Raw genomic sequence first — 25266 nt, 5'->3', positions numbered from 1 at the left:
CGCGCTACTGTGACACCCCTAGACGGCGGTGAAGTCAGACCCAGAGGCCGATCATCAAACCCCATTAGTCCAGGGACGCAGCTTTCCCTGCAGGAGGACACCATGGCACACGCCGTTTCCGCGACCGCACTCCCCGGCACTCTCGAGCTGGCGCCGATTCCGTTCAACAAGATCGTCCCGTGGGCGATTCTGTTCGGGCTGCTGGCATCGCTGGCACTCTTCTTCGTTGCCGCCTACCCGGGGTCGGCGGCACTTCCTGCAGGATCGGAACTTCACGAGTGGTTCCACGACGGACGCCACCTGCTCGGTTTCCCCTGCCACTAACACCGTGTAATTGACCACATCACTCGCCGTGTCGGTTGTGCCCCGATAGCCCGAATCCCGGTTCCAAGGCGCCGCAAGGGTTCCTTGGTGCTTGTTGACACCTAGGATTGCCATGCCCACTCAAACTCCCTTCGCCACAGCCCGCGACTTTCTCATGCGGGGATTGCTCGCCGGACTCGTCGCCGGCTTTGCTGTCTTCGCCGTGTCCTACCTCGCCGGTGAGCCTTACGTAGACGCCGCCATCGCTGTAGAGGAAGGCGCCGCCGGTGGCGTTCACACCCACGGCGCTGCGGCCCACCCGCACAGCCACGGCGACGAAGAAGAACAAGCCGTCGTGTCCCGCGACACCCAGCGCACCTGGGGCCTGCTGAGTGCCTCGCTGACACTCAGCGTCACCCTGGGCGGATTGACCGGTTTAGCAGCGGCTTTCGCGTACGGCAGGCTCGGGCGACGGCTCACCGCCCCTCAGTCGACGGGGGTCGTGGCAGCTGCCGGCTTCGTCGCACTGGGCCTCGTGCCGTTCCTCGTCTACCCCGCAAACCCGCCCGCCGTGGGCGACGCGGCCAACGTCGATGTCCGAACCGGCGCCTATTTCGGCCTGATTGCTTTGTCGCTCGTCGGTGCCGCCGGAGCCGTCGTGCTGGGCGTGCGTATCGCCGCACGAATCAGCGGCTTCGTGGGGGCTCTCGCAGGAGCCGCGGCCTACGCAATCGTGATCGTCGTCGCCGCTCTGTTATCGCCGGGCGCGACGCCAGTTGGCGACTTCCCAGCCGACATCCTCTGGGGCTTTCGGCGCGCCTCATTGATCACCCAGATCGCACTGTGGGGTGTGCTCGGCTTCTGTCTCGCCGGTTTGACCGGACGTTTGGACCGGCAGGTACAGGCCGAGGTCGCCCGACGCAAGCTTGCGGCCTTGTTATGAGCGGGCGGGACGACCGGCGGCTCGATATCGATGCACTGCGCCAACCGATCCCCCCACCGTCGCCGAAAGTCGTTGCCGCAGCGGCCAAACGCTTAGCCGGCCTCGCGACCCCGCCAGGGGCCCTAGGCCGGCTGGGGGACGTCGCGGTATGGCTTGCTGGGGTGCAGAACCAGGTACCGCCGAGACAGCTGACCAATGTCCGGCTGGTCATCTTTGCCGGTGACCACGGGGTTGTCGCGCACGGCGTTTCGGCCTTTCCGTCCTCGATCACGGGGATCACTGTGCGCGCCGCGCTCGGCGGCCGATTAGGCATCAACTCGCTGTCTGCTGCCCATGGCGTGGCGGTCCGCGTTCTGGACCTGGGTGTGGACGACGATTTCGCCGATCTGCCTGACAAAGAACGAAAGGCGTTGCAGGTGTACAAGATCCGCCGCAGCAGCCGCGCCATTCATCTAGAGGACGCGCTGACGCGTGGCGAGGTCGAGGCCGCAGTCACGGCTGGTGTCCGCGTCGCACATGAGGAGGTGGACGCTGGTGCGCAGCTGCTCATCAGCGGGGATCTGGGCATCGGTAACACCACCAGCGCCGCGGCTCTGGTGGCCGCCGGCCTCGGCGTACCCGCCAGCGAAGTGGTCGGCCGCGGTACAGGAATCGACGACGCAATGCTCGAGCACAAGGTCGAGGTCGTGGATTCGGCGCTCAAGCGTTGCGGCGACCGAGTCAACGATCCGATTGAAGCCTTGGCAGGCCTTGGCAGCGCCGACCTGGCCGCATCCACCGGCTATCTGCTCACAGCGGCACGGCTCGGCGTCCCGGTATTACTCGACGGCCTGATGGCCGTCGTGTGTGCACTCACCGCAGATCGAATCGCGGCTGGCTTTGCGGCCTGGTGCGTTGCGGGGCATCGTTCCACCGAACCGGCGCAGAGTTTGGCCTTGGACAAACTCGGGCTCGTCCCCATACTGGACCTCGAAATGCGCCTGGGCGAGGGCTCGGGTGCCGTCGCCGCAGTTCCGGTGCTGCGAAGTGCGGCCGCGCTGATCATCAGCACAGCGGCGCTCGATGACCTAATGCCCTAGTCTGCGCAGCGCTGCCCAGTGCCCCTGGAACTGCTCGAAGGCTGGCGGCTTGCCGTCGGCACCCTGACGGTCTCTCCGGTGCGCCCGCCACCACGAGTCGACCGACACACTGCACGAACCGCAGTACTTGTCGCGCCTGCCGCCGCCGTGCTGCTGGGCGGGACGATGGGTGTCGTCGGATTTGTCGGCCGGGCACTTGGGCTGCCGGCGCTGGTCAGCGGCTTCCTTGCCGTTGGCGTGCTGGCGCTGGGCACCCGGTGCCTGCACCTCGACGGGCTGTCCGACACGGTCGACGGCCTGGCCGCATCGTATGACCGAGCCCGCGCCCTCGAAGTGATGAAGTCTGGCACCGCCGGGCCGGCCGGCGTGGTCGCGCTCGTCATCGTGATCGGCGTCCAAGCCACGGCGCTCAGCGCGCTCATGGTCACGCCAGCGGGGGCCGTGCTGGCTAGCCTCGCCGTGGTCGTGTCACGGGCCGCCCTCGTAATCTGTTGTGCCCGCGGCGTTCCATCAGCCCGGCCCGGCGGGCTTGGTGAGGTCTACGCGGGCAGCCTTCCGCGGACCTTCGCCACCGTCGTCTGGCTGCTTGCCGGCCTGGCCCTCGCGGCGGTGTGCGAGTGGGCAGGACTACCCCTGTGGCGTGGCGTGCTCGCAGCAGCCCTTGCTCTTGCGGTGGTGGCGCTGCTGCTGCGCCGCGTCGTCACGCGCATCGGCGGGGTCACGGGCGACGTCTTCGGCGCAGCCATTGAGTTGGCTCTTGCGTCGCTGTTGGTGGCTCTCGCGTGATCGGGTCGATAGGTGGGTGTTCAGAGCCGAAGCACGCGGCCCGCGATTACCAGATGCACTTCCTCGGAAATGGCGGCAACCCGCTGGTTCACGATGCCCAGGAGGTCGCGGAAGACGACGCCGGAGCGATGTGCCGGGACAACCCCGAGACCAACCTCGTTTGTGACGACGACGACGTCGGGCATCCCGGTCAGTGCGTCGCACAGCGCATCGAGGTGTCGGTCGACGGCGGCGCGCGATTGCGCCGGAGGTGCGTTCCAGAGCTGCCCGTCATCCATCAGCGCCACGAGCCAGGTGCCGAGGCAGTCGATCAGCACGGGTCCCGGCGAGTTGACAAGTGCCTCAGGCAAGTCCGTGGTCTCGACTGTCGCCCCGCTGGATGGTCGACGCGACTTGTGCTGGGCGACACGGGCGTCCCAGCCCGGGTCGGAGCCGTCGGCCGGACGACCCGGCGCGACGTACATCACGCCGGGGGCTGCGCGAAGCATCCCCTCGGCGTGCGCCGACTTACCGGAGCGCACCCCTCCGATAACCAGGATCCGCACTGCGCCATGGTACTCGGCGGTGACGGGTGAACGCGATGGTGTCCCGCGGGGCTGGGTTGCTCCTCGGTTACGCCGCCGACCGTCTGCTCGGGGATCCCCAGCGGTTTCACCCGGTCGCCGGCTTCGGTCAGGCTGCGACGGTGCTTGAGCGCCGCACGTACGGCGACAGCCGCTGTCGGGGGATCGCCCATGTGTTGCTGCTGGTCGGCGGTCCAGCCGCGCTGGGCTGGCTTGTCGAGCGCCGCAGTCGCGACGGCATGGGCGCCGCGTTGCTCACAGCGGCGGTGACCTGGGCGGTGCTGGGTGAACGCTCGCTCGAGCGAGAGGCGGATGCTGTCGGGCAGCTGCTGAAGGCAGGCGAGCTCGATGCTGCGCGGCGCCAGGTCAGCCGCCTCGTGGGGCGTGACACCGCAGATCTCACGCCCGACGAGGTAGCTCGCGCCGTGATCGAGTCCGTCGCCGAGAACACCGGCGACGCCGTCGTCGCCTCGCTGGCGTGGGGTGCCATTGCCGGAGTACCGGGCCTGATCGCCCATCGGGCTGCCAACACCCTCGACGCGATGATCGGTCATCACAACCCCCGCTACGAACGCTTCGGTTGGGCTGCAGCACGTCTCGATGACGTACTGGGGCTGCCGGGATCCCGGCTGGGCGGATGCCTCACCGTGATTATCGGTCCCGATCGGCGCGGTTCGCTCACGGCATGGCAACGCGACGCGCGCGGCCATCCGAGCCCCAACGCAGGTATTCTGGAGGCGAGTTTCGCTGGTGCTCTTGGCATTCGACTCGGCGGCACGAACATGTACTACGGAGGCAGGGTCGAACACCGTGCGCTGATGGGCGACGGCAGACCGCCGACACACGCCGACGTGTCGCGCAGTAATCGGCTCGCGTCGCGCGTCGGGCTGGGCGCCGTGCTCACCGTGGCAAGCTTGTGTCTACTGTGTGCAGCCATGCCACGGCGGCCTCGACATGGCTGACAATTGGCACACCGTCAGGTAATCGGGGTCGGCGCACGACAACTACGGGAAGCTCAAGGGCTTCGGCCGCCGCCAACTTTGGCCATGTGTATTCGCCACCGGAGTCCTTCGTGACGAGGACGTCGGCCCGGTGGTCGCGCAACGCGGCCAGCTCACCCACGAGGTCATACGGCCCGCGGTCATTGATTATTCGCCAACTCGCCGGCATGACGATATCCGGTTCGTCGACCACGCGTGCGAGTACCGCCGAATTCTCGAGCGCAGGAATGAATTCGCTGAGCCGCTGGCGGCCAACGGTCAGGAATGGCCTGTTGCCGAGTCGTGCCGCCTCGGTCGCCGCGTGCGGGTGATTGTCCACCCAATGCCACGACGGGCTGGAGCGGTCCTCCCACCCCCGGCGCTGCAGCCGGAGCAATGGGCGCCGGACACCTCCCGTAGTGCAGGCGGCGACGGCGTTGGCCGAGATCGTCGCCGCGAAGGGGTGGGTGGCATCGATGACGGCGTCGAAGTTCGCCAACGCGTCGCGCAGGCCGTCGACACCACCGAATCCACCTATGCGCACCGGGCCGACCGGCATCCGCGGTTCTGCAACCCGGCCGGCGAGTGAACTCGTCACGGCCACACCGTCTTTGATCAGCCGTGCCGCCAGCCCCCGTGCCTCCGAGGTTCCTCCGAGCAGCAGTACCCGTAGCGTGCTCACGGTGCACCCGGCGGCAGGAACGGCAGGCCCGCAGGGGCGCCACCGCGCGCGAGCGCGAGCACCGCGTCGACGTTCAGATGTTCTTCGACAAGATCGGCAAGCAGGTCGAGGCGGCGCTCGCGTGCGGCGGCGAAACAGATTCCCGACGGTTCGATGCCGAGCGTCTCACGCAGGAACGCAGCTCTGAGCGCGTCGCCCTCCAGGGAGCCGTGCCACATGGTCCCGAAGACCCGGCCCACCCGCGCGCCACCGAGAAAGTCGTCCGCACCTGCGCCACGGGTGATTCGGCCGTGGTGGATCTCGTAGCCGGCGGCAGGCGCGCCGAAGCCCGTCCCCTGCGGCAGTCGCAGCACCTTCGACGGCGCGAACGTTGTCGTGACGTCGAGCAGACCCAGGCCCTTGATGCCCGCAACCGACCCCTCGACACCGTCAGGGTCACAGACCTCGTGGCCGAGCATCTGGAATCCGCCGCAGATCCCGAGCAGTGGCCTGCCCGCAGCGACGTGTGCCGCCACCGCCCGGTCGAGACCACGCTCACGCATCCAGCCGAGATCCGCGACCGTTGCGCGGGTCCCCGGGATGACCACCAGGTCGGCGTCACTGAGCCCGCGAGAGTCGCTGACGAACACGACGTCCAGGTCAGGTTCTAGCCCGAGCGCGTCCACGTCGGTGAAATTGCTGATCCGCGGGAGGCGTACCACCGCGACCCGGTGAGCCTTCATACCCGCCGCTCGCCGGCCCTGCAAATCAAGAGCGTCCTCGGAGTCTAGCCACATGTCAGGATGCCAGGGCAACGTCCCGTAAACCGATCGGCCCGTGACCTTTTCGAGGTCGCACAAGCCCGGGCCGAGCAGGGTCATGTCACCACGAAACTTGTTGATCACGAAGCCGGCAATCAGCGACTGATCCTCCGGCGACAACAGTGCGACGGTGCCCAGGAACGCGGCGAACACGCCGCCACGGTCGATGTCGCCGACGACGACAGTCGGAAGCCGCCCATGGCGAGCCAGCCCCATATTCACGTAATCGCCCACGCGCAGGTTGGTCTCAGCCGGGCTGCCCGCGCCTTCTGCGATGACGAGTTCGAAACGCCCGGCGAGATCGTCGAACGCCGTGTACGCCGCGTGAGCCAATACGCGTCGCCCCTCCAGCCAGTCGGAGGAGGCCACGCTGCCCCACGGCCGACCCATCAAAACCACGTGGCTGCGGCGGTCACTGCCTGGCTTGAGCAGGACCGGGTTCATCGCCGCCTCCGGTGTCGCCCGCGCTGCCATCGCCTGAACCCATTGGGCGCGGCCAATTTCCACGCCATGGCCGTCGGGACCGATGCAGACCATCGAGTTGTTCGACATGTTCTGAGCCTTGTACGGCGCCACCTTCATGCCGCGGCGCGCCAGTGCGCGGCACAGACCTGTGGTCACAATGCTCTTGCCCGCGTCGCTTGCGGTGCCGGCAACGAGTAGGCCTGCCATCAGGTCTTCCTCACTAGGAACAGGTCCATCACCCAACCCGTTTCCGCCTTGGCCGCGCGCCGCGCCTCAACGACGGAGCCGAACACGTCACCGAGCCGGCCCGAGACCAGCCGCTCGCCCGTGGCTCCGAGATTTGCGCCCCACCAGATGGTCCAGTCGTCCAGCCCGGTGAGATCCAGCCGCTCCGGTGGCGGGTTGAGCATCGCAACGATGTTGTCGAGTCCGCCCGCGACAGCCTCCTGCAGGCGGTGTCCGGTGGTTACGTGGACGGGGCGGCCCACCTCGTTCAAGACGATCCGGTGCCGCGCGGCCAACAGTTGCGGCGCGCTGATTCCGGGCAGCACGTCGTAGTCCACGTTCATTCCGAGGTCGCGGATGCGTTCTACGATGCGGATGGTCGAGTCATACAAGGACGGATCGCCCCAGACCAGGAATGCCGCGGTGCCGCCGCGCTGCTGGAGAATTCTCGCGTACCGCGCCGCCCGGGCTGCATGCCAGTCTGAGACCGCCCTCTCGTATCCGGCGGTGGTCAATCGATCCGAGCGGTCGCGTGGCGGGTCGTGCAGGGCCACCACTTCGGCCGGCCCTCCCGGTCCGGCGTTGTCCGCGACGATGGCGCGGCGCAGATCCAACAGTCCGTCAGCGTCGCTTCCGTCGCCCTTATCCGCCGCGAGCACGTAGTCCACGGACCGGAGCGCTTCGGCGGCCTCGGTGGTGACGTGCTGGGGTCCCATACCCACGCCCAGGATGCGCACCCGCACCATTACCGGTCCTCCAGCTCGCCCTCGACCTCCAGATAGGCCTGCTTCAGCGCGGCCATGGTGTCCGGCGACGGCTCTGCCCACAGGCCCCGGTCGGCAGCCTCGTGCAGCCGTTCGACGATGCCGTGCAGCGCCCATGGGTTGGAGGTGTCAAGGAACTTCCGTGTGGCGGGGTCGAGTACGTACTCCTGCGCGAGCTTCTCATACATCCAGTCATGCACGACGCCCGCGGTCACGTCGAAACCGAAGAGGTAATCGACCGTGGCGGCCAGCTCGAACGCACCCTTGTAGCCGTGTCGGCGCATCGCCGAGATCCACCGGGGGTTCACCACGCGGGCGCGGAAGACGCGGGCGGTCTCCTCGGACAGAGTACGGGTACGCACCGCGTCGGGTGTCGTCGAATCACCCATGTATGCCTTGGGGTCCGAGCCAGTCAGCGCGCGGACGGTTGCGATCATGCCGCCGTGGTACTGGAAGTAGTCGTCGCTGTCGGCGATGTCGTGTTCGCGAGTGTCGACGTTCTTGGCGGCGACCTTGATGCGTGCGTAGTTGGTGCGCATGTCGTCAGCCGCTGCGACCCCGTCTAGCCCCCGGCCGTACGCGAACCCGCCCCAGGCTGTGTACACCTCGGCGAGATCCCTGTCGTCGCGCCAGGTGCCGCATTCGACGACCTGCAAGATACCCGCACCATAGGCTCCCGGCTTGGAGCCGAAAATTCTTGCAGTGGAACGTCTTTGGTCACCATGCGCGGCCAGGTCGGCGCGGGCGTGTGCAGCGACGAAATTCTTGGCGTCAGATTCGTCGAGGGTCGCGACCATGCGCACAGCATCGTCGAGCATTGTCACGACATGCGGGAACGCGTCGCGGAAGAATCCCGAGATGCGCACCGTCACGTCGATGCGCGGCCGACCCAGCTCCTCCAATGAGATGACTTCCAGCTTGCTGACACGCCGGGATGCATCGTCCCATTCAGGCCGAACTCCAAGTAGGGCAAGCACTTCCGCAACATCGTCGCCAGACGTGCGCATGGCGCTCGTGCCCCAAATCGACAGGCCGACTGATTCCGGGTAGATGCCGGTGTCATCGACGTAGCGCTTGATCAGCGATTCGGCCATCGCGTGGCCGGTCTGCCAGGCCAGCCGTGAGGGCACGGCCCGGGGGTCGACGGTGTAGAAGTTACGGCCAGTCGGGAGGACGTTGACCAGTCCGCGCAGCGGCGAACCCGACGGGCCCGGTCGCACAAATCCGCCTGCGAGAGCGTGCAATACAGCGTCGATTTCGTGGGCGGTGCCCGCCAGCCGCGGCACTACATCCGTCGCGGCGAAGCGCAGTACCTTACGCACGTCGGGCGCCTCGTGCAGGGCATCGACAGCGCCGGGATCCCAACCCGTGGACTCCATCGCCACCACGAGCGCCCGAGCGCGCGCCTCGATCTCGTCGACGGCGGCGGCCTCCGCGCCCTCCTTCAAACCGAGTGCGGCCCGCAGACCGGGCGCCGCGTGATCACGGCCGCCCCACACCTGCGCGGCGCGCAGGATGGCGAGCACTAGGTTGACTCGCGCCTCTCCCACAGGCGCGCCACCGAGGATGTGCAGGCCGTCGCGGATCTGGGCGTCCTTGATCTCACACAGCCATCCGTCCACGTGCAGTAGAAAGTCATCGAACTCCTCGTCGTCCGGGCGCTCATCCAGACCCAGATCGCGATGCATCTCCGCGGCACGCATGAGGCTCCAGATCTCGCCGCGGATGGCCGGCAGCTTTGCCGGATCCATCGCCGCGATGTTCCCGTACTCATCCAACAATTGCTCGAGCCGAGCGATATCGCCGTAGCTCTCCGCCCGCGCCATCGGCGGAATTAGGTGGTCGACGACGGTCGCGTGTGCACGGCGCTTGGCCTGCGCACCCTCGCCGGGATCGTTGACCAGGAACGGATACACCAACGGGAGGTTGCCGATGGTCGCGTCGGTGGCGCACGCGGCAGACAACGCGGCGTTCTTGCCCGGCAGCCATTCCAGCGAGCCGTGCTTGCCTAGGTGCACGACTGCGTTTGCGCCGAAGCCGTGTTCCAGCCACCGGTAGGCGGCCAGGTAGTGGTGACTCGGCGCCATGTCGGGGTCGTGGTAGATCGACACCGGGTTCTCGCCGAATCCGCGCGGCGGTTGAATCATCAGCACGACGTTGCCCGACCGCAACGCTGCGAGCACAATGTCACCCGCGCCGTCGACGAACAGGCTGCCAGGCGCCTCCCCCCACGTCCGCGTCATCGCATCGCGCAGCTCCCGCGGTAGGTTCGCGGTCCAGCCGGCGTACTGCTGCGCCGTGACCGTGACGTGGGCGTCGCTCAATTTTGTTGCGGTGAGCCAGTTCTCATCCTGACCGCCAGCATCGATGAGGGTGTGGATCAGCCGGTCGCCGGCTTCGCTCTCGTCGTCGATGCCCAGTACACCGAACCCGTCGCCCACGTCGTAGCCCTCTTGGGCGAGACGGCGCAACAGGCGCACCGCTGAGGCCGGCGTGTCCAGACCGACCGCGTTGCCGACGCGGGAGTTTTTGGTGGGGTAGGCCGACAGCACCAGGGCAAGCCTTTTCTCGCCGTTGGGGGTTCGGCGTAAACGCGCATGGTTCACGGCGATACCCGCAACGCGCGCGCAACGCTCTCTGTCGGCGACGTAACGGGGCAGCCCGTCGGCGTCTATCTCCTTGAACGAGAACGGCGCGGTGATGATGCGGCCGTCGAATTCCGGGATCGCTATTTGGGTCGCAGAGTCCAGCGGTGTGACCCCGTCGTCGTTCGACTGCCATTCCTCGCGCGACGACATCAGGCACAGGCCTTGGAGGCACGGGATGTCCAGCGCGGCGATCCGTTCGATGTCCCAGGACCCATCGTCCTCCCCCGCGACCGCGGTGGCAGGCCTCGAACCGCCGGCCGCCAGCACGGTGACGACCAGGGCGTCGAAGGTGCTCAGGACGTCGAACAGCTCCTGCGGCGCAGTGCGCAGCGACGACGCGAACACCGGAACTCCGACCATGTCACCCGTGGCGTCGATCGCGTCGGCGAGGGCATGCGCAAACGCCGAATTGCCGCTCACTTCGTGAGCACGGTAGTAAAGAATGCCCACCCGGGGTTGGGTTTCGTTGACCGGCCGCTCGGCAAGTCCCCATTCGGGGATGACGACGGGTTCCTCGAAGCCGTCGCCAGTGAGCAGCACTGTGTCACATAGGAAGGCGTGTAGCTGCGCGAGGTTCGCCGGACCGCCTTCGGTGAGATATGAATGCGCCTGCGCTGCAATCCTTATGGGGACAGTGGAGTGCTCCATCAGGTCGGCGCTCGGTTGCCGCTCGCCGCCGAGCACTACCAACGGCAGCCCGCTGGCACGGAGCAACTTGAGTTCCTCGGTGATCTGACCCGAGGACCCGAGGACCCGTAGGACAACGAGAGCTGCGCCGTCGAGTACCGGCGCGATGGGCTGGCGGGCGGGATTGCCGAGGCTGAACTTCGCTCTACTCGCGCGGGCCGACAGCAGATCCGTGTCGGACGTCGATAAAAGCGCGATATTGCGCGATTGGACAGAGTCCATAGGTCCTCCTAGGGGTTCTCGCCCCTTGCGGTCGGATGGCCTCGTGACCAGTGTCTGGCTACTGGCGCGCCGGGTAGGCGGCCTTCACAGTGGCGGAACCGCCCCGGATTTCCACCGGGTTCCAGCGCCACGAGACGTGCTCCGTGATATTAGTCCAAGCCTGCCTGCCTGCCTACCGCAAGCAATATCCTGGTGCCCCTCGGCGAGCGACCCGCGCACCGCGGCGCTAGTAACCGAGCGTCGCCTGCGACTGCGATTCATGGTCACGGCCAACCGGGGCCCAGGAGGTCTCGATCGCACGCCGCCTGTCGTCGCGTCCGCCTGATGCCAATTTATGGTGATGTCGGTCAGGAAGCGGCCTGTCGTTCACGCAGTGGGGCTTACCTCGGCAACCAGGGGCTCTGGCGCAGAAGGGATGCCTGGATCTGCGGCAAGTTAACCGCGGGCAGCGGCAGCCGCCAACGCCGCCAAAACCCGTTCACGGGAAGGCACATCGAGCCGACAAGCTTCGCCGACCGATGCTGCTCCGGGATTCATCACGTCAACACCATCGATCAGCACGCTCGGCGAGTGGTATGTCCCAATCCGTTCGATGACTGTCGCCTCAACGCCGGTAACTGCCAAGCAATCCTTCAGCATTTGTCGAGCAGAGTCCGCATTCGGGCACCGAGGACTTGTTCTCAATTCAACGTACATACGGCGCACCTTCCAACACAGGTCTGGCAATTGAGTCTACGAGAGCGAGGTGCCACATTCCCGTATTCTTTGGGCCACGAGCAACGACACGATGGTCTCGCTAATGCAGGTGCGGTGACGCGGGCTTCGCTGGTGGATGTGCCAATCTGCTTCGCTGCGATAAGTCTCGTACATCGCGATGAGTCCGCGTCAGCGATGCTGCAATGCGCCGCAAATCCGATGAGGAGCCCGGCTCTGCGCGGGCCGTTTCCCGTGCTCGTACAGTGCTGCTGCGACGACGTCACAGGTGCGGGGACGCACCTGGTGATCGGCGATCACCACGTATGGCTCGGGATTCACGGCAATGACACCTCGATAAGTCCATTCGCATCTATGCTCCGACGAACGAGATTTGAATGCGCAATCCGTGGATTGACGTCATGACCATCCTTCGAATTCCCCGTCGTGAAAGCCCAGTCAGGTTCGGCGAAGTATGTCGTGTCGCGCGGCGTGTCATCGGCCAAGCTTGTAAAACCAGAAGCCGAATTCGGGTTATGCAATGTGTTTTCCGATCAAAACGCCGCTCCTGGGCTGCGAGTCAACATACTATGGGAGGTCACGGGTGGCCCAGTTACAGGGTTCCTGCCGACTGTTGCCCATTCCACCCAGAAAGCTTCGGCTCCCTGCTAATGGCGACCCCCCCGGCATTTGATGAGCGCCGGGCCGCACGCGCGCCGGCACGGCGTGTACTGGCCATCGGCGCGCGGAACACACCGCGCGCCGTTCGCTCGCGAACAACCAAGTGAGGTAGATATGACTTCCGTTCTGATCGCCGTCACTGGCGTCGATTACTGGACGCTGGCAGACGGCACCAAACATTCTTGTGGGTACTGGCCCGAGGAGCTCGCCACTCCCCACCGAGTGTTCGCTGAGGCGGGATTCGACATCACTATTGCCACACCCGGTGGGGTGACGCCAACCGACGACAAAGCGGGATACACCCCGGAAATGAACGGCGGCAGCGTCGAGGCCGGAGAGGCGATCGCCGCCTACATTGCCTCCATCGGCGATGAACTCAACAGTGCCAAGGTCCTCGAAGACCTCGACCCGACCGACTTCGATCTCGTGTTTATGCCTGGGGGCCACGGACCGATGGAAGACCTAGCGGTGTCTGAGCGCTTCGGGGCGATGGTGCGAGCGTTCGCCGACTCAGGTAAGCCTGTGGCAGCGGTGTGCCACGGCCCGGCGGCCTTGCTGGCGGCCCGCTCCGATGACGGCAACTGGCTGTTCTCCGGCTACCAAATAACAGCCTTCAGCAATGTCGAAGAGGACCAGGTGGGCCATGCCGAGTCGGCGGCATGGCTGCTGGAAGATCGGCTCAAGGCTGAAGGTGGTCTATACACCTCAGCCGCCGAGCCTTGGGGTGAGCGAGTCGTGGTCGACCGAAATCTCTACACCGGCCAAAATCCGGCATCATCTGAAGCCCTGGCGCGCCGCCTGGTCGCCGACTTTTAGCCGGACCCGACGCGCTTTTGTAGGGCTTGGGGATCGATCTCACCTACCTCCAACCGAAGGTCGGCGTTGGACCGTGTCCTGTGCAGCACTATCGGGCGGCCGTGCATGGCCAGAACTGCAGCGACACACTGCCCCTTTGCATAACCGCGTACTCGCGTGAAGTCACCGGGTGGCGGCGTTTGAACTCGTTGATGAAGTGCGACAGACGTTGAATAGCCCGCCCGACGGGCGGCTTCGCTGACCCTTCGGGCCGTCCCTCGACTAGCAAAACCCGCGCCCGCTCCAGGCGCACGCTCACTAATTGGTAGGGGCTGACGCCGATCGATTCGCGGAACAGATGGGCGAACACCGACGGGCTCACACACACGTGTTCGGCCAATCCATTGACGACAGGCTCTTCTAGGTGCGCACGGACGTATTCGACCGCGGCGCTGACCGGTGGAATCGATCTCGCTCGAGGCGGACTCGATCAGGTGATGGCACTGCTCTACCCTGCGATAGCCGGTAGACGGTACCCGTAAATCCATGGGAGCAGCCAACACCCGCCGGTCAGCGCCGGTGTCGACCGCTGCAGAAATAGCAGTGTTGCGCCCATCAAGTTCTTATCCGTCGGACAGACGTGGGCATCTAGGCGGGGTACAGACACCGAGGGTTTGCGGATTACACTAGTTTGCTCTATAGCCGCATTACAGTCAGTTCTCCCGAATCATTCTGTGAATAAATGCATTTCGTTATACCACTTATGGTCGGCGACTGACGGATACTTAGCCAGGAGAGCAATGCTCTAGTTTATTCGCATCCGCCGCTGTCGGCGCGATGCTCTTACGGAATTTCTTTCCGGTTGAAGCGGCGCAGACATGCGTGGTGGATAACATTCGTTATCCATCAATAACTGTGGTTCTATTGTGGCATGAGTCCCGCGCGGCGTAGTCCGGTTGAGAGTGAATTGCGTTACCCGGCTTGGTTTTCAGCGTTCCTCGCCGATCGCTCCGTGCGCAAGCCCTCACCACATACCATCAAGGCCTACCGACAGGACTTCGCCGCGATCGCCACCCTGCTCGCTGATGGCCCCCAATTTGTCGCCCAGTTAGCGCCCGATGCGATTACGAAAGAGGCAATGCGGGGAGCATTCGCCACATATGCCGACACCCACGAGGCGGCGTCGATTCGACGCTGCTGGTCGAACTGGAATACATTGTGCGACTTCCTCTACACAGGTGAGCTCATCACAGGCAATCCGATGCCGCTCATCGGCCGACCCAAGGTCGCCAAGACGCTCCCTAAAGGGCTTGGAGCGGAGGCAGTGTCCGCGCTGTTGACGGTGATCGAACTCGACCGTGGATCGCGCCGCCGGTCTGACTGGGCCGAGCGCGACCGGGCCATCGTGCTGGTAGCGGTGCTCACAGGACTACGCGCGGACGAACTCGTGCGCGCTGACGTTGGCAACATCCGCTCAACAGTCGAGGGCGGTGTGATCCACGTGCGGGGTAAAGGCAATAAGGATCGCCGCATACCCCTCGAACCGGCACTAATTTATGAGCTGGAGGCCTATCTAGAATCCCGGATGGCCCGTTTTCCAGGTGGTGGCGCCAAACGGCGAGCCACCAAGAGCGGACTGGCCGCCTGGCCGGCCACTGCCCCACTGTTCGTTGGCAGCGACGGAGAACGCATCACGCGGGGAGCGCTGCAGTATCGAGTGCTGCGTGCCTTCAAGAAGGCCGGGTTGAACAGCCAACGTGCCCCGGGTGCCCTGGTTCACGGGTTTCGCCACACCTTCGCGACCGAACTCGCGAACGGAAATGTCAGCGTGTACGCGCTAATGAAGCTTCTCGGGCACGAGTCGATGGTGACCTCGCAACGCTATGTTGATGGCGCCGGCACAGAAAACCGGGCAGCGGCGGCGCGGAACTCGCTGTACAGCCTCATCGAACCGTCGCCGAAAGAGTAGAGGCTCGGGAGACGGACTGAGCCACATCAGTGCGAATTTGTGGCATTCCGGAGCGCATGTCGCCTCTGCTACCGATCTGGTGTCGCGAGAATCTTGAAGAGCATGTTGTTGACATCGGTGAGCGCCTGGACGTCGATCCGGCGACGGTGACCGCCGAGTCTGGCTTTGCGCAAGCTGGTGACGAGGCCCGGTGCGGCCCAATCGTTCTCGCCTAGATCCACGCCAAATCCAGTGTCCGGTTCACTGTCGAACACGGGAACAACGATGACGGTCGGTTCGCTGGGGATGTCGTTGTAGACCGTGGACGAAATGACGAGCACTTCGATCCCGGTGTTCGTTGTCCAGATGTCGCCTCGGCGTGGGGCTTGATTCAACGCTCCGCCAACTCGTCGAGATTGCGATCGGCCCACGCCTCGCTGAACGCAGTGGCATCTGGGTGCGCTCGCATCCACTGGTCGTGCGCCGCGCACCGACGTCGCATGTCCTCGACGTCGAGGAGGTTCTCGATCCAGGAGTTCATCGACTGCTGGTCCGCGTCGGCATAGCGTTTGACCGCCTCATACGCGCTCTCCGATAGCCGCAACGTGATCATCCGTGCCATCGCTCAATACTAGCAATAGGTGCTAGCGGAGACCAGCATCAACCCTTGGGTCGATCGTCACCCTGACGATTCGGCTTCTAGGGTCACCGTTCCTAATCGACAGGTCGGAAAACGGCAGCAGCATGTCTGGGCCAACAGATGGAACCCCTTTGATCCTCGCTAGAGAGTCAACTCTCATGGAGTGCCGCAGAGTGGAAAAGATCAAGCGCTTGAGCTCTTGGTGGGCTCACTTGAGCCTATGGCGGAAAGTGAAAGTCAACTTCCGGATTAGTCGACTTAGCCTGATAAGCCCGTTATGTCAGGTGTGCCTGACGTCCATATGGGGATTGTATCAGGCAGGCTTGACATGTTCGGGTAGGCTCCCATCCATGGGATGGGAGCACTCGCTGGGCGACAGAGGCAGCGAATGGCACGAGGGATACATGGCCGCCGAGTTCGACGATGGCTGCCGTGCGCTGGGAATCAGTGGCACCGGAATCCCACCCGGGCATCTTGCCGTCGACCAGTACGGCGACGGAACATTCGGCCAGGAAGCGGTGCGCCGACACGGCGGCGAAGCGGCGTTCCAGACCAGGCCCGCGGGCGACGTCATCGGCTGGCGCGTTGTGTGCAACTGCTACGCCCCAGGGGATGTAATGCCCACGAAACGCTGGGTTAGTCAACAGTTTTGGACGCGGGTGCCCTCGCCAGTGAGGCACGATCCCAGCGCTTTTCGTATCTACGCAGCCGACGACGAGGTCCTCGATGTGATCGTTGGCGACGCCCATACGGCCGGCCACGCCGTATGGTCGAGCGAACATATCAGTGACATCGACGCGGAAGCCGACATCAGAGCCGCACTCGCAGCTATTCGTGCTGGCGAACAACAGTTGGATCGGGCCGTCCTGCAAGCACGCACAAAGCAGTTGTCCTGGGCGAAAATTGGTGCAGCAGCAGAAATGTCGGCCCAATCCGCCCACGAGCGATGGGCACAACGCGCGCGAGGGGGCTCGTCATGAGTGACCAGGAACCGGTCAACAGTCGCCTCACGACGTACCGGCTGCTTCAAGGGTTCAGAGGCAGCGTCGACGATTCCCCATTAACGCAGCGGCCGAGCGGGGATCCTGAGTGGCACATGTACGACCACCACGCCATACACCTCGCGAGCTTCAAAGGTGATAGCGCTGACGCGATCAGAAGCGCCATGCGTGTGGTGATGGACCGGGGAGACTTCGGAACCGGCGACTGGTTCCTGGTCGGTTCCGGTGAGTACGAGTTTCGACTCAACAATGTCGGCATCTCCCTCCGGGCGGAAGCATCGCGTCGCCGCGAGGGAACGGATCACGGTGAGTGATCCTGATCTGGCCAAGCTGTCGGAGGCCTCCGAGCTGTGCGGTATCCCGACCGACATCCTCAAGATGATGGCCGCAGACGGCCTACTCCCCCCAGGTCGTTCGTGGCAAAGCGGGGCACGTGTAGTTTCCACGCAGCGCGATCCCGACGTAGACTGATTGCGTCGGGCTGCTCAAGGAGCAGCGCGATCGCCATCTTCGCCGCGCCGCCTCGGCTCTCCGTCGTCTGGACACTGAACTGGAAGCGGTCCGCAACGACATCACCGAGGCCCGCGAGTACCCTCAGCAGACCCTCGGCATCGATTTGATGAGCTTTGGCCACTGGCCCCACGACCGCATGGCGTCGTCGCTGCGGGGCCAACCGCTCATCACCGGCGTCCTGGAGCAGTTCACCACCGAGCGGATGGCCATCACCCGCTACCACGACGCCTACCTGGACGCCCTGGCATCTGAGGGGCGGCAGCCACCGCCGCCGGTCTCAAGCTAGTGCCCGGTCCTCTCCTGCTGCCGCCACTGACGGGATCAGAAACCCGTCGGTGGCTAGGGGTGTAGCCGATAGGTGGCGAAAGAGGCAGTGGGACAACAACTCCCCCGACCTCGGCTGCATAGCGCGCGGCCTCGTCTTGTTCGTCGTCACAGTACACCCGCACCGCGGCAGGCTGGCCATGTACGCGTACCAACATCGTGAAATCGGCGACCGACAGCTCTCCCGTCCGCTTACGGGGAGTCTGTCGGACGTGCTGGCCGCCACCGTCATCACTCATGGGCCCCAGTATCGCCGCAGGAACCAGCCGGACCGGTCCCGGCCGCGAATCGGGGCGCTCCCCCGTGTGGGCAACGCGGGCACCGCGGCAGCTCCACGGGGCGTTGAGCGCCGCCACGACGGCCATCGACGCCGCATCGCGCCGGTGAGTGAGTCCCTCCCCGAGATCGGTGCGGGGCCGCGCAGGTTGCGTACGCGTCGCGAACACCGTTGCAACACTGCGCGAGTTGCACCACAGTGCAACTGGAACTGGAACTGATCTGCGGTACCGACCATTTAGCGAAGGGCATACGATGACGGACGCACTGATCCGGCAGGCGATCAAGGAGCTCAAAGATGTACGCACAGACCGCGGTTTGACGATCGCGCAGGTAGCCGAGGCGATCGGAGTGGATAAAGGCGTGATCAGCCGGTTCGAGAACGAGACGGTCGATCCCCACATCTCGACGCTGCTGCGCTATGCGAGTGCGGTGGGCGCCGACATTGGCATATCTATCGAACCAAGGGCGACGACCGAATGGGACACGCGGATCTTGCGCGACGTCGGCCGCCGGCTGCGCCCCAAACTTCCGCAGGGTCTAACTCTCGACGCCTCGAAGGCCGACCAGCAAGCCGCCCGGAAATCGCAAAGTAAGAGCGCCAACGGAATTCTGCCGACCCATTACCCTGTGTAGCCTGCTCGACATTCTCCAGACTCATGGACACCGCCGGGGGCCCTACTCCCCCAGTTCCGCGGCCGATCTGGCGAAAGCCGGCAACTGACCGCCAGCTTAGGCCCCGCACCCGCTCTTGAAGGCGGCGACTGACATTTCGTGCCGGGACTGGCACCAGCCGCGGCTTAGGGTGATAGCAAGCGAAGTGGTTAGACGATCGCTGCGTCTGCCTGGAGGGACAGCATGGACGACGGCTACGAGGTGGCCCGGAAGCTAGTGGTGCGCGACGCTACCTCCGGACCAGAGGACCTACAGCTGGCCACGCCGGCACAGGCGGTGACGCTGGGTAACTTGGCCAGCGGAGAGGGCGGTCCTGCGGTCTGGTGCGCACAACTCGAGCAGCCCATCAAACACCGTATTGGCCAGCCAGCCGATCCCTGCCGTTATCAGGCCGAATATCTCGATCGCGACGAGTTCGGACTGTTCTTGTGGGTGTACTTCATCGCCGTGAAGCCGCACGGTAGTGCGACCGTCACCGCGCAGGAGCACAGCGCCGTGGCCGAACTGGCGTATGTGGTCGACCCGAGTCTGGGGTACGACACCGTCCTCGACTCGACGAAGGTGGATTGGGTGGGCACGGTAAGTGTCGATTTCGCCGCCAAGGAGCCGCGAACCCCGCCGGAACTGGCCCCGCAGGCGCAGCCGGCGCTACCACCCAGGCCAGATCCACCGCCGCTGGAACGTATACATGCTCGCCCGCCGGCGTCACCGGTTGAGCGCCTGGGTGTCGATGGCACCGAAGTCTCCACTGAGCGCTTCAGGCACGCACTCGACGGTGCGATCGCCACCATAGCTGACCTCACTGGAATGTCGCGAAACGACCTTCCCCACCCACAAGAAGTCAAGGCGCACAAGCACTCACGCGCGCGCCGTCGAGACACAGGGGCGCTCTACAGCTTCAAAGGCGCGGAGTTGCGGTACAGCACGACCGATCCGGCTCGCGGCGCGGTGTGGCTGTCGACGACTAATCCCGAGGAAGCGCTGTACTGGATGGTCGACGATGTTGCCCGCTTAGCGGCGGTGGCCTGGGCGCAACGCTGCCCCGCTGCTTGGGTGATGGGTCGCGCCCAAGTGCAGTGGATGCTCGCGGTACCAATGTGGCAGACGCTAATTGCCGCCCTGAATACTCAATGGGCGGGTAACACCCGTACGCGCATCTCAGCGTTGCGCCAACAAGCTAGACAAAACGGTTCCTCACAACCAGCCGAGGGCGCTTAGCGGACCATGTGCGCGGGACCCCTGCGTCACACTCCCTACTCCCCGGCCCCGCTTGATGCCGTATTGGTCGCCCGTCGAACGCCACAAAGGTACAGTCGCCGCGCGGGAGCGGGTCGTAAACGGTTTCCCAGCACACCCGGCACGTGTACGACCGGTGTGGCCCCAGGTCACTATTACAGCAGCTGGTGCATTGCTGGGTTCCGACCAGGACGCGTCCACGACCCTGAAGCGGGTGCCCCTGCGGGCACTGCGGCGGCGGGCCTAGCTCTTCGTAGCCTCGCCGCGTGCGATTGAGCACGGTCACGGCACGCCATCCTAGCGCGGTAATCGAACATAGGTTCCCATGTCCATATTGGCGCGGCCTGCCGAACAAGAAGAAGTTGATCAGCGGCCCAACGGGGTGGACACCGCACCAACGATCGGTGCGACGCGCGGAGAGTCTGCGTCCGTGACGCGGTTATCCAGTGAGCTCGTCGGCGGCCGCGAGGATCTTGCCGACTATCTCGTGGTGGACCTGGTGGTGGCGCCCGATCGTGCTGGGCCGCGTCCCGGCCGCATGGTCGGCCAAGATGGTGGCGACCACCGCGGGATGCTCCTCCTCCGGCCACCGTCGCATGCGTCCTTTTGTCAGTCCGTCCCCGACGATCGTCTCCGCGACTGGCAGCCACTGCTGGATCGCCGCTTGATCGACTATGCGGCGCGTAGCTGCGCGTCGCATAGCGTTCTCGGCGTCGTCGCTGTGCGCGCTCGACTGTGTGCGCGCGTGCGTGCGCACTTGGTCGATGCCGTTGTGCGGCGCCGCGGAGTTGGGCACGGCCGTCAGTGTGCGCGGTGCACGGGGCGCGGGTGCGGGCTGCGTCGCGTGCACGGCCTGCCGTTGTGCGCCGCGCAGCACCGTTGATTTATTGAACGGTGCGCGCCCAGCATCATTTGATGCGGCCTGTGCCGATGATGTGCGCGGCGCCCGGCTGCCGTCCGCGCGCGGTGGAAGGTCGTGCGTCGCGCGGTCTTTATCGATTGCCGGCTCTTTACCGGGTCTAATGCCATCTTCCGCGCGTTGCCAGGGCGACGACGGAATCAGCGTGGACAGTGTGTCGGCGTGGCGGACGACCGCCAGCCGCGCAAGCATGCGATCCCTCATGATGGGATCATCGGCGACGCCGGCGGCCAGCAGTGCGCGCTCCAGGCGGGCCTGCCGCGACCACGGCCACCGCAGCGGCCGTGACAGCGCGGCGGCCTTGTATGCCTTGCGATCACGGGTGCGCTGGGCTGCATCGCGGCCATCATCGGCCAGGCCAAGCCGCGAAAGGCACCGCTCGCGCAGCTCGTGGCCGATACGGGCGATGGTGTTGGCACGTTGGTGGCGGGCGCGCAGTTCGAGGCCGAGCCCCAGGTGCAGCATCACCGTTCCCAGTGCCGGGCCGAGCAGGATTCGTCCGACCGCCTCTTCCGGGGTGGACATCGCCCATGCCATGTAGCTCATAGCGATAACCATGGCCCATACCACCACGCGGAACGATCCCGGTCGGCCGTCTCGGTTGACGTTTACCGCCATGCCAGCCCCGCACACCACTAGCGCCACCTCGGCCACGGCGAACATCAAGTACCGTTCGCCGTACGCGGTGGGGATGTGTAGCACTTGGTCGAAGAACCGCCACGAAGTGTTGGTCGACACCATCAGCGACGCCGCCGCTGCCGCGTAGCACCCGATCGCGACCCAGGGCGTACGCGCTTCCCGTTCCGGCGCGATGTCGCGCCCTCTCCGCTGTGCGGGCGGGGACGTGTCGCTGTCCACGGCAGGGACTGCAGGGACGCGCGGATCTTTTAGGGTTTGTCCGGCCGGAGCGGGCGGCGTCGTCATGGATTCCCTTCCGAGGGGGGTACCGGTCTCTGCGTGTTGGCTCTCGAAAGTTATTGGGGTCACGGTTTAATCGGCCAGGTTTCAAGCCTATTCGGGGCCGAGGTGTGCTCCCTGCAGAATTTTGGCCGTGCCCGCGCACCGGCCTGGCAGCGCTCACGCGCCGGGGTTGCGCGTTCGGACAGCACGGAAGCCCTGGTCGCGGATTTGCGTGCCCCCTGGTGAGGTCAGAGGAGGCGAATCTGCTTCTGCTTTCGGCGCATGCCGACCCTGCCGCGGCCGCAGACAAGTACCGCCAGGCGTTGGCGCAATACTTGACGCCTGGTGACATTGGAGAACTGGCTGAAAAGCCGTTGGCAGGTCGGTGAGTCCCGCGGGGACCCCGCTGGCCCCTAGTCCCCACCCTGTGACCCGCCGCCGGGCCCGCGCGTTCGTCAGTTCCGGCATCCTTCAGTGAAAGCAGCTGCGCGCGGGTCAGGTAAACCCGACCCTCGTGAGTTCGATGAGGTCTGCGGGTATGCCGAACTCCACACTAGTCACCGTTCGACTTACCAACGGCCCGTGGGGCCATGTGCACCGACGTTGCATCACCTGTGCATGGTAACGGCGGTCGCAGCGGGAGCTGCACACGATGCCGCCGTGGTCGCTGTTACGCCCGCGGCGCGTACACCGTCTGTGTCGACACATAGATCGCGGCTGGCCATGGACCTTCTAAGTGCTCAAGATGCGGGCGGTGTCGGGCCTCGCCTTCTGCGTAGGTTTGCAATTGCGGGGAATGCGGGCCGCAACCGGCGTGCCGCACCGACCGTGGACGAACCGATCTTGCCGAACGCCTGGCGGGCCTGCGCGATGGTGTCGCCTAGGCGACGTGGCTGGCCGGAGCGGGCTGACGGGATCGATCGTCGCCGCTGCCCTGATCAATGGATACAGACCGCCCCGTTCGGCGCGACGGCAGTCCGCGCAGAGTGAAGTCACGCATGAGCTGCGGAACGCTCACGCCCTGCCGATCGGCTTCCTGCTGCAGCTTCCACAGGTCGTCTTCGGTGAAGCGAACCAGAACCTTCGCGGTCAGCCTACGCGATTCGCTATCGCTCAACGTCTCCTCCGGGCGCTAGGGCGGGTGTCCACACCTCGTCGTGATGCTGTTAGTTTACGACATTGATGCCGCAAAATAGTGGCATCCGGGCGCATGGGGTGTCACGATGTCGTTATTATGTCCCTAATCTAGCGCATGATGTCGTTACGGGAGGAGTACGACCCTCGCGGCCGACGTGACCGACGATGACACAACCGAAGCAGCCGCCGCCGGGCGTGGAAACCACACCGGGCGGCCCTGTCGTGTCATTGGCAGAAGCGGCCAAGCGGCTCGAAAAGGATCCGCGCACGATCATCCGCGCCATCACCGCCGGCGAGATTCGCGGCGGCGCGATGCCGCGGCCGCAACGCCTGCGCTGGTATGTCTACGCGGATGAGCTTCCGCCGCAGCTGGGTGCCGTTCTTGCCCCGCCGAGTCCAGATGTCGACGAACTGCGCGCCCAGGTGGTCTCGCTGACCGAAGCCAACCGATTGCTCATCGCAGCACAGCAGGATCTGCTCGACGCTGACCGCTCCACCAATGAGGCAGCCGAGAAGTACCGCGCGGTAGCCCGCAATTACCTGGATGCCTTGGGGCAGTTCATGACGCCGGGCAACCTAGGTGAGCTGGCTCACCAGCTGTAGATGGTGCGGCGTCGATTCGACGCGGTATGCGGAACAACGTTGATGTTTTGGCGGCGGATCCGATCCGAAGGTATACCGTCCCGAATTGTCACGTGACGGTGGAACGGCAGCGGTGTCTTGGGCTAGAGAGAGGTCGCTTCAGCGGCGAGCGTGGCGAGCAGCGTCTTGACTCCGTCTGGACCGAGGTGTGACCGTAGCGCGTTGGCGAGAAGCTGTGGCTTGGAGTCGAATTCCTTTAGCGCGCTCGCGATCACGCGGGACGGACTGGCCGGCCGCTTGTTGGCCGTGCTGTTTTCCTGTCCGTCGTCGCTCTTCTTGTCCTGTGCAGCCTGCCAACGCGCTACCTGCTGTTCGAGCGGTACCCTCGCCAGTTGGCGGGCTTCCCTGATCGCCAATTCGCCTCGGCGCAAAGCCCTTTGCAATTCGGGCGCCAGCATCAACAGCGACCGCCGTTGCGAGACCCAGGCCTCCGTCTTGCGCAAGCGGTTGGCCGCGTCGGCTGCGGTGCCGCACTCTTTCACCAGCGACGCAACGGCTTTGGCCTCTTCGATGACATCGAAATCCTGCCGGTCGACGTTTTCGGCGATCGATGCAGAGATGAGTGTCACGCGATCGCGGGCGATCTCGTCGTTGACGACGATGTCGAGATCGGTGCGGCCGTACTTATGGGCGGCCGCCAAGCGGCGGCATCCGTTGATGACGACCAGGCGGGTGGCGATGCCGTCCTCGGGGTACAGCTTGAGGTAAGCGGCTTTGGTGACCACGACGGCTGGCTGAAGCTGCATGTCGGCGATCGACTCGAGGTCGGACAGATCGCCGAGATCGTCGCGCGGGTTGCGTGGATTCGGTGTCAGATCCGTCAACGGTGCTGTGCGGCTAGGCATCGGGGCAATCTGATCGACCGGCGATTTGTCGCCCACCTCGCTGGCCAGGCTGGCCAGGCTGGTTCGGCCTCCGCGCGCCATCAGTGTCCTCCCCCCACGTTGAGCTCAAGTGCGAATTTGTAGAAGTCCTCCCGCGCCTGCAAGGCAACGCGATTCGTGGGGTACTCGGTCACCACCTGGCCGTCGGCGCTGGCGCGAGCATGCAATTTGTAGTGGCGGATCACCGTATGCGCCAGCGGCCATCCGTTGGCCCTAACGAATTCTTTTGTCTCGTCGAGGTCGTGCATGCCGTCGCGAGGATCCCAGTTGTTGATGACCACCACATACGGAACTCCGCGTGGTTGAACGACTTTATTAATGGTTCGTGCGGTCGGGTCGAAGCTGAGCGGCTCGGTCTCCATCGGAACGATGACGCGATCGGCGACGTCGAGCACGACGCGCAAGGCTTCGGCAGCCGGCCCACCGCCGAGCGGATCAGAGGTGTCGTCGCCACCGTTGAGGTCTATCCATCCGGGCGTGTCGACGTAAACATGTTGAATGCCGGGAAGTTCGCCGAGCTTCTTGAGTCCATCGAGATCTTCGTCGGCCTGCACGACGTGAAACGGGAGATCGTTGACGCGGGCAGCCCACCAAATCGCGGAGCCTTGCGGGTCGATGGAGACAGCGGCGACCGGTGAGCTCGCCTCGGGATCATCTCGATGGTTGAGCACGTCGGCGGTGACGGCGGCGAGGTTGACGGCGATCGTGCTCTTGCCGACGCCGCCCTTCTGATTGAGAACGACGTGAACAGCCATGAAGGCCTTCCGTATGCTTCCCCCGCACGGCGAGGTACTTCGGATGAGACAGGCGCAGTTTATAATTCACATCCTGCCCTGTCGCGCCGACACGCGGAGC

The 25266-nt window shown here is 65.0% G+C and carries 25 protein-coding genes and 1 riboswitch; of the genes, 14 read left to right on the top strand and 11 right to left on the bottom strand.

What is annotated here, in order from left to right:
- The first annotated feature begins 102 nt into the window (after window positions 1–102).
- From D3H54_RS30070 to D3H54_RS30055, 4 genes are all read left to right on the top strand, one after another.
- Window positions 103–324 (top strand): CbtB domain-containing protein, encoded by a 222-nt coding sequence (locus D3H54_RS30070; protein ID WP_149383858.1) that lies wholly within the window; start codon window positions 103–105, stop codon window positions 322–324.
- A gap of 154 nt (window positions 325–478) precedes the next feature.
- Window positions 479–1246, top strand: a complete 768-nt coding sequence (locus D3H54_RS30065) for a CbtA family protein (protein WP_286199372.1) — start codon at window positions 479–481, stop codon at window positions 1244–1246.
- Window positions 1243–2325, top strand: coding sequence for a nicotinate-nucleotide--dimethylbenzimidazole phosphoribosyltransferase (gene cobT, locus D3H54_RS30060; RefSeq protein ID WP_149383856.1), 1083 nt, complete (start codon window positions 1243–1245; stop codon window positions 2323–2325). Before D3H54_RS30065 ends, cobT begins: the two co-directional genes overlap by 4 nt.
- A gap of 18 nt (window positions 2326–2343) precedes the next feature.
- The gene (locus tag D3H54_RS30055; RefSeq protein WP_286199371.1) at window positions 2344–3111 is read left to right on the top strand and encodes an adenosylcobinamide-GDP ribazoletransferase; all 768 of its coding nucleotides are present in this window, start codon (window positions 2344–2346) and stop codon (window positions 3109–3111) included.
- A gap of 20 nt (window positions 3112–3131) precedes the next feature.
- Here the strand turns inward: D3H54_RS30055 and D3H54_RS30050 are convergent, their stop codons facing one another.
- Window positions 3132–3656, bottom strand: a complete 525-nt coding sequence (locus D3H54_RS30050) for a bifunctional adenosylcobinamide kinase/adenosylcobinamide-phosphate guanylyltransferase (protein WP_149383855.1) — start codon at window positions 3654–3656, stop codon at window positions 3132–3134.
- A gap of 35 nt (window positions 3657–3691) precedes the next feature.
- On the opposite strand from D3H54_RS30050, the gene D3H54_RS30045 reads away from it, so the two are divergent.
- On the top strand, window positions 3692–4636 hold the full coding sequence (locus D3H54_RS30045) for a cobalamin biosynthesis protein (protein WP_149383854.1): 945 nt from the start codon (window positions 3692–3694) through the stop codon (window positions 4634–4636).
- Here the strand turns inward: D3H54_RS30045 and D3H54_RS30040 are convergent.
- The 4 genes from D3H54_RS30040 to D3H54_RS30025 are packed head-to-tail and all read right to left on the bottom strand — an operon-like array spanning window position 4575 to window position 11147.
- Window positions 4575–5336, bottom strand: coding sequence for a cobalt-precorrin-6A reductase (locus D3H54_RS30040; protein WP_149383853.1), 762 nt, complete (start codon window positions 5334–5336; stop codon window positions 4575–4577). The two genes, D3H54_RS30045 and D3H54_RS30040, sit on opposite strands and share 62 nt — an antisense overlap.
- Window positions 5333–6808 (bottom strand): cobyric acid synthase, encoded by a 1476-nt coding sequence (locus tag D3H54_RS30035; RefSeq protein ID WP_149383852.1) that lies wholly within the window; start codon window positions 6806–6808, stop codon window positions 5333–5335. The genes D3H54_RS30040 and D3H54_RS30035 overlap by 4 nt, the downstream gene beginning before the upstream one ends.
- Window positions 6808–7572: a precorrin-6A synthase (deacetylating) gene (cobF, locus tag D3H54_RS30030; RefSeq protein ID WP_149383851.1), complete on the bottom strand. Its 765-nt coding sequence runs from the start codon at window positions 7570–7572 to the stop codon at window positions 6808–6810. The genes D3H54_RS30035 and cobF overlap by 1 nt, the downstream gene beginning before the upstream one ends.
- Entirely contained in the window at window positions 7572–11147 is a 3576-nt protein-coding gene (locus D3H54_RS30025; RefSeq protein WP_149383850.1) for a cobaltochelatase subunit CobN, read from the bottom strand. The genes cobF and D3H54_RS30025 overlap by 1 nt, the downstream gene beginning before the upstream one ends.
- A gap of 28 nt (window positions 11148–11175) precedes the next feature.
- Window positions 11176–11294, bottom strand: a riboswitch (cobalamin riboswitch).
- Between the two features lie 1341 nt (window positions 11295–12635).
- Between D3H54_RS30025 and D3H54_RS30015 the strand changes: the two genes are divergently transcribed.
- Together D3H54_RS30015 and D3H54_RS30010 are read left to right on the top strand one after the other, a co-directional pair.
- Complete coding sequence (locus D3H54_RS30015; protein ID WP_149383986.1) at window positions 12636–13337, top strand: type 1 glutamine amidotransferase domain-containing protein; 702 nt, start codon at window positions 12636–12638, stop codon at window positions 13335–13337.
- A gap of 910 nt (window positions 13338–14247) precedes the next feature.
- Entirely contained in the window at window positions 14248–15285 is a 1038-nt protein-coding gene (locus D3H54_RS30010; protein ID WP_149383848.1) for a tyrosine-type recombinase/integrase, read from the top strand.
- Between the two features lie 68 nt (window positions 15286–15353).
- Here D3H54_RS30010 and D3H54_RS30005 read toward each other — a convergent pair whose 3' ends face one another.
- Together D3H54_RS30005 and D3H54_RS30000 are read right to left on the bottom strand one after the other, a co-directional pair.
- The gene (locus tag D3H54_RS30005; RefSeq protein WP_149383847.1) at window positions 15354–15659 is read right to left on the bottom strand and encodes a type II toxin-antitoxin system PemK/MazF family toxin; all 306 of its coding nucleotides are present in this window, start codon (window positions 15657–15659) and stop codon (window positions 15354–15356) included.
- Complete coding sequence (locus tag D3H54_RS30000; protein ID WP_149383846.1) at window positions 15656–15886, bottom strand: hypothetical protein; 231 nt, start codon at window positions 15884–15886, stop codon at window positions 15656–15658. Before D3H54_RS30000 ends, D3H54_RS30005 begins: the two co-directional genes overlap by 4 nt.
- Window positions 15887–16254: 368 nt before the next feature.
- On the opposite strand from D3H54_RS30000, the gene D3H54_RS29995 reads away from it, so the two are divergent.
- From D3H54_RS29995 to D3H54_RS29975, 6 genes are all read left to right on the top strand, one after another.
- On the top strand, window positions 16255–16884 hold the full coding sequence (locus D3H54_RS29995) for a hypothetical protein (protein ID WP_168215130.1): 630 nt from the start codon (window positions 16255–16257) through the stop codon (window positions 16882–16884).
- Window positions 16881–17219 (top strand): hypothetical protein, encoded by a 339-nt coding sequence (locus D3H54_RS29990; RefSeq protein WP_149383844.1) that lies wholly within the window; start codon window positions 16881–16883, stop codon window positions 17217–17219. Before D3H54_RS29995 ends, D3H54_RS29990 begins: the two co-directional genes overlap by 4 nt.
- Window positions 17212–17376, top strand: a complete 165-nt coding sequence (locus D3H54_RS32015) for a MerR family transcriptional regulator (RefSeq protein WP_286199370.1) — start codon at window positions 17212–17214, stop codon at window positions 17374–17376. Before D3H54_RS29990 ends, D3H54_RS32015 begins: the two co-directional genes overlap by 8 nt.
- Window positions 17377–17524: 148 nt before the next feature.
- Window positions 17525–17704: a hypothetical protein gene (locus D3H54_RS32010; RefSeq protein ID WP_286199369.1), complete on the top strand. Its 180-nt coding sequence runs from the start codon at window positions 17525–17527 to the stop codon at window positions 17702–17704.
- Between the two features lie 569 nt (window positions 17705–18273).
- Complete coding sequence (locus D3H54_RS29980) at window positions 18274–18654, top strand: helix-turn-helix domain-containing protein (protein WP_149383843.1); 381 nt, start codon at window positions 18274–18276, stop codon at window positions 18652–18654.
- Between the two features lie 222 nt (window positions 18655–18876).
- Window positions 18877–19911 (top strand): hypothetical protein, encoded by a 1035-nt coding sequence (locus D3H54_RS29975; protein ID WP_149383842.1) that lies wholly within the window; start codon window positions 18877–18879, stop codon window positions 19909–19911.
- Window positions 19912–20368: 457 nt separating this feature from the next.
- Here D3H54_RS29975 and D3H54_RS29970 read toward each other — a convergent pair whose 3' ends face one another.
- Both D3H54_RS29970 and D3H54_RS29965 read right to left on the bottom strand, forming a co-directional pair.
- Window positions 20369–21706 carry a hypothetical protein gene (locus tag D3H54_RS29970; RefSeq protein ID WP_149383841.1) on the bottom strand — a complete coding sequence of 446 codons (1338 nt, stop codon included), beginning with the start codon at window positions 21704–21706 and terminating at the stop codon, window positions 20369–20371.
- A 922-nt stretch (window positions 21707–22628) separates the two neighbouring features.
- Window positions 22629–22865, bottom strand: a complete 237-nt coding sequence (locus D3H54_RS29965) for a hypothetical protein (RefSeq protein WP_149383840.1) — start codon at window positions 22863–22865, stop codon at window positions 22629–22631.
- Window positions 22866–23050: 185 nt separating this feature from the next.
- On the opposite strand from D3H54_RS29965, the gene D3H54_RS29960 reads away from it, so the two are divergent.
- Window positions 23051–23488, top strand: coding sequence for a hypothetical protein (locus D3H54_RS29960; protein ID WP_149383839.1), 438 nt, complete (start codon window positions 23051–23053; stop codon window positions 23486–23488).
- 122 nt (window positions 23489–23610) lie between these two features.
- Here the strand turns inward: D3H54_RS29960 and D3H54_RS29955 are convergent, their stop codons facing one another.
- Both D3H54_RS29955 and D3H54_RS29950 read right to left on the bottom strand, forming a co-directional pair.
- The gene (locus D3H54_RS29955) at window positions 23611–24453 is read right to left on the bottom strand and encodes a ParB/RepB/Spo0J family partition protein (RefSeq protein WP_149383838.1); all 843 of its coding nucleotides are present in this window, start codon (window positions 24451–24453) and stop codon (window positions 23611–23613) included.
- Complete coding sequence (locus D3H54_RS29950) at window positions 24453–25166, bottom strand: ParA family protein (protein ID WP_149383837.1); 714 nt, start codon at window positions 25164–25166, stop codon at window positions 24453–24455. The genes D3H54_RS29955 and D3H54_RS29950 overlap by 1 nt, the downstream gene beginning before the upstream one ends.
- Window positions 25167–25266: the final 100 nt, after the last annotated feature.

Origin of the sequence: Mycobacterium sp. ELW1 (genome assembly GCF_008329905.1) — a bacterium.
GTDB lineage: Bacteria > Actinomycetota > Actinomycetes > Mycobacteriales > Mycobacteriaceae > Mycobacterium.
The sequence above is the reverse complement of the archived record's forward strand: the minus strand, read 5'-3'. Positions and strand labels throughout refer to the sequence as shown.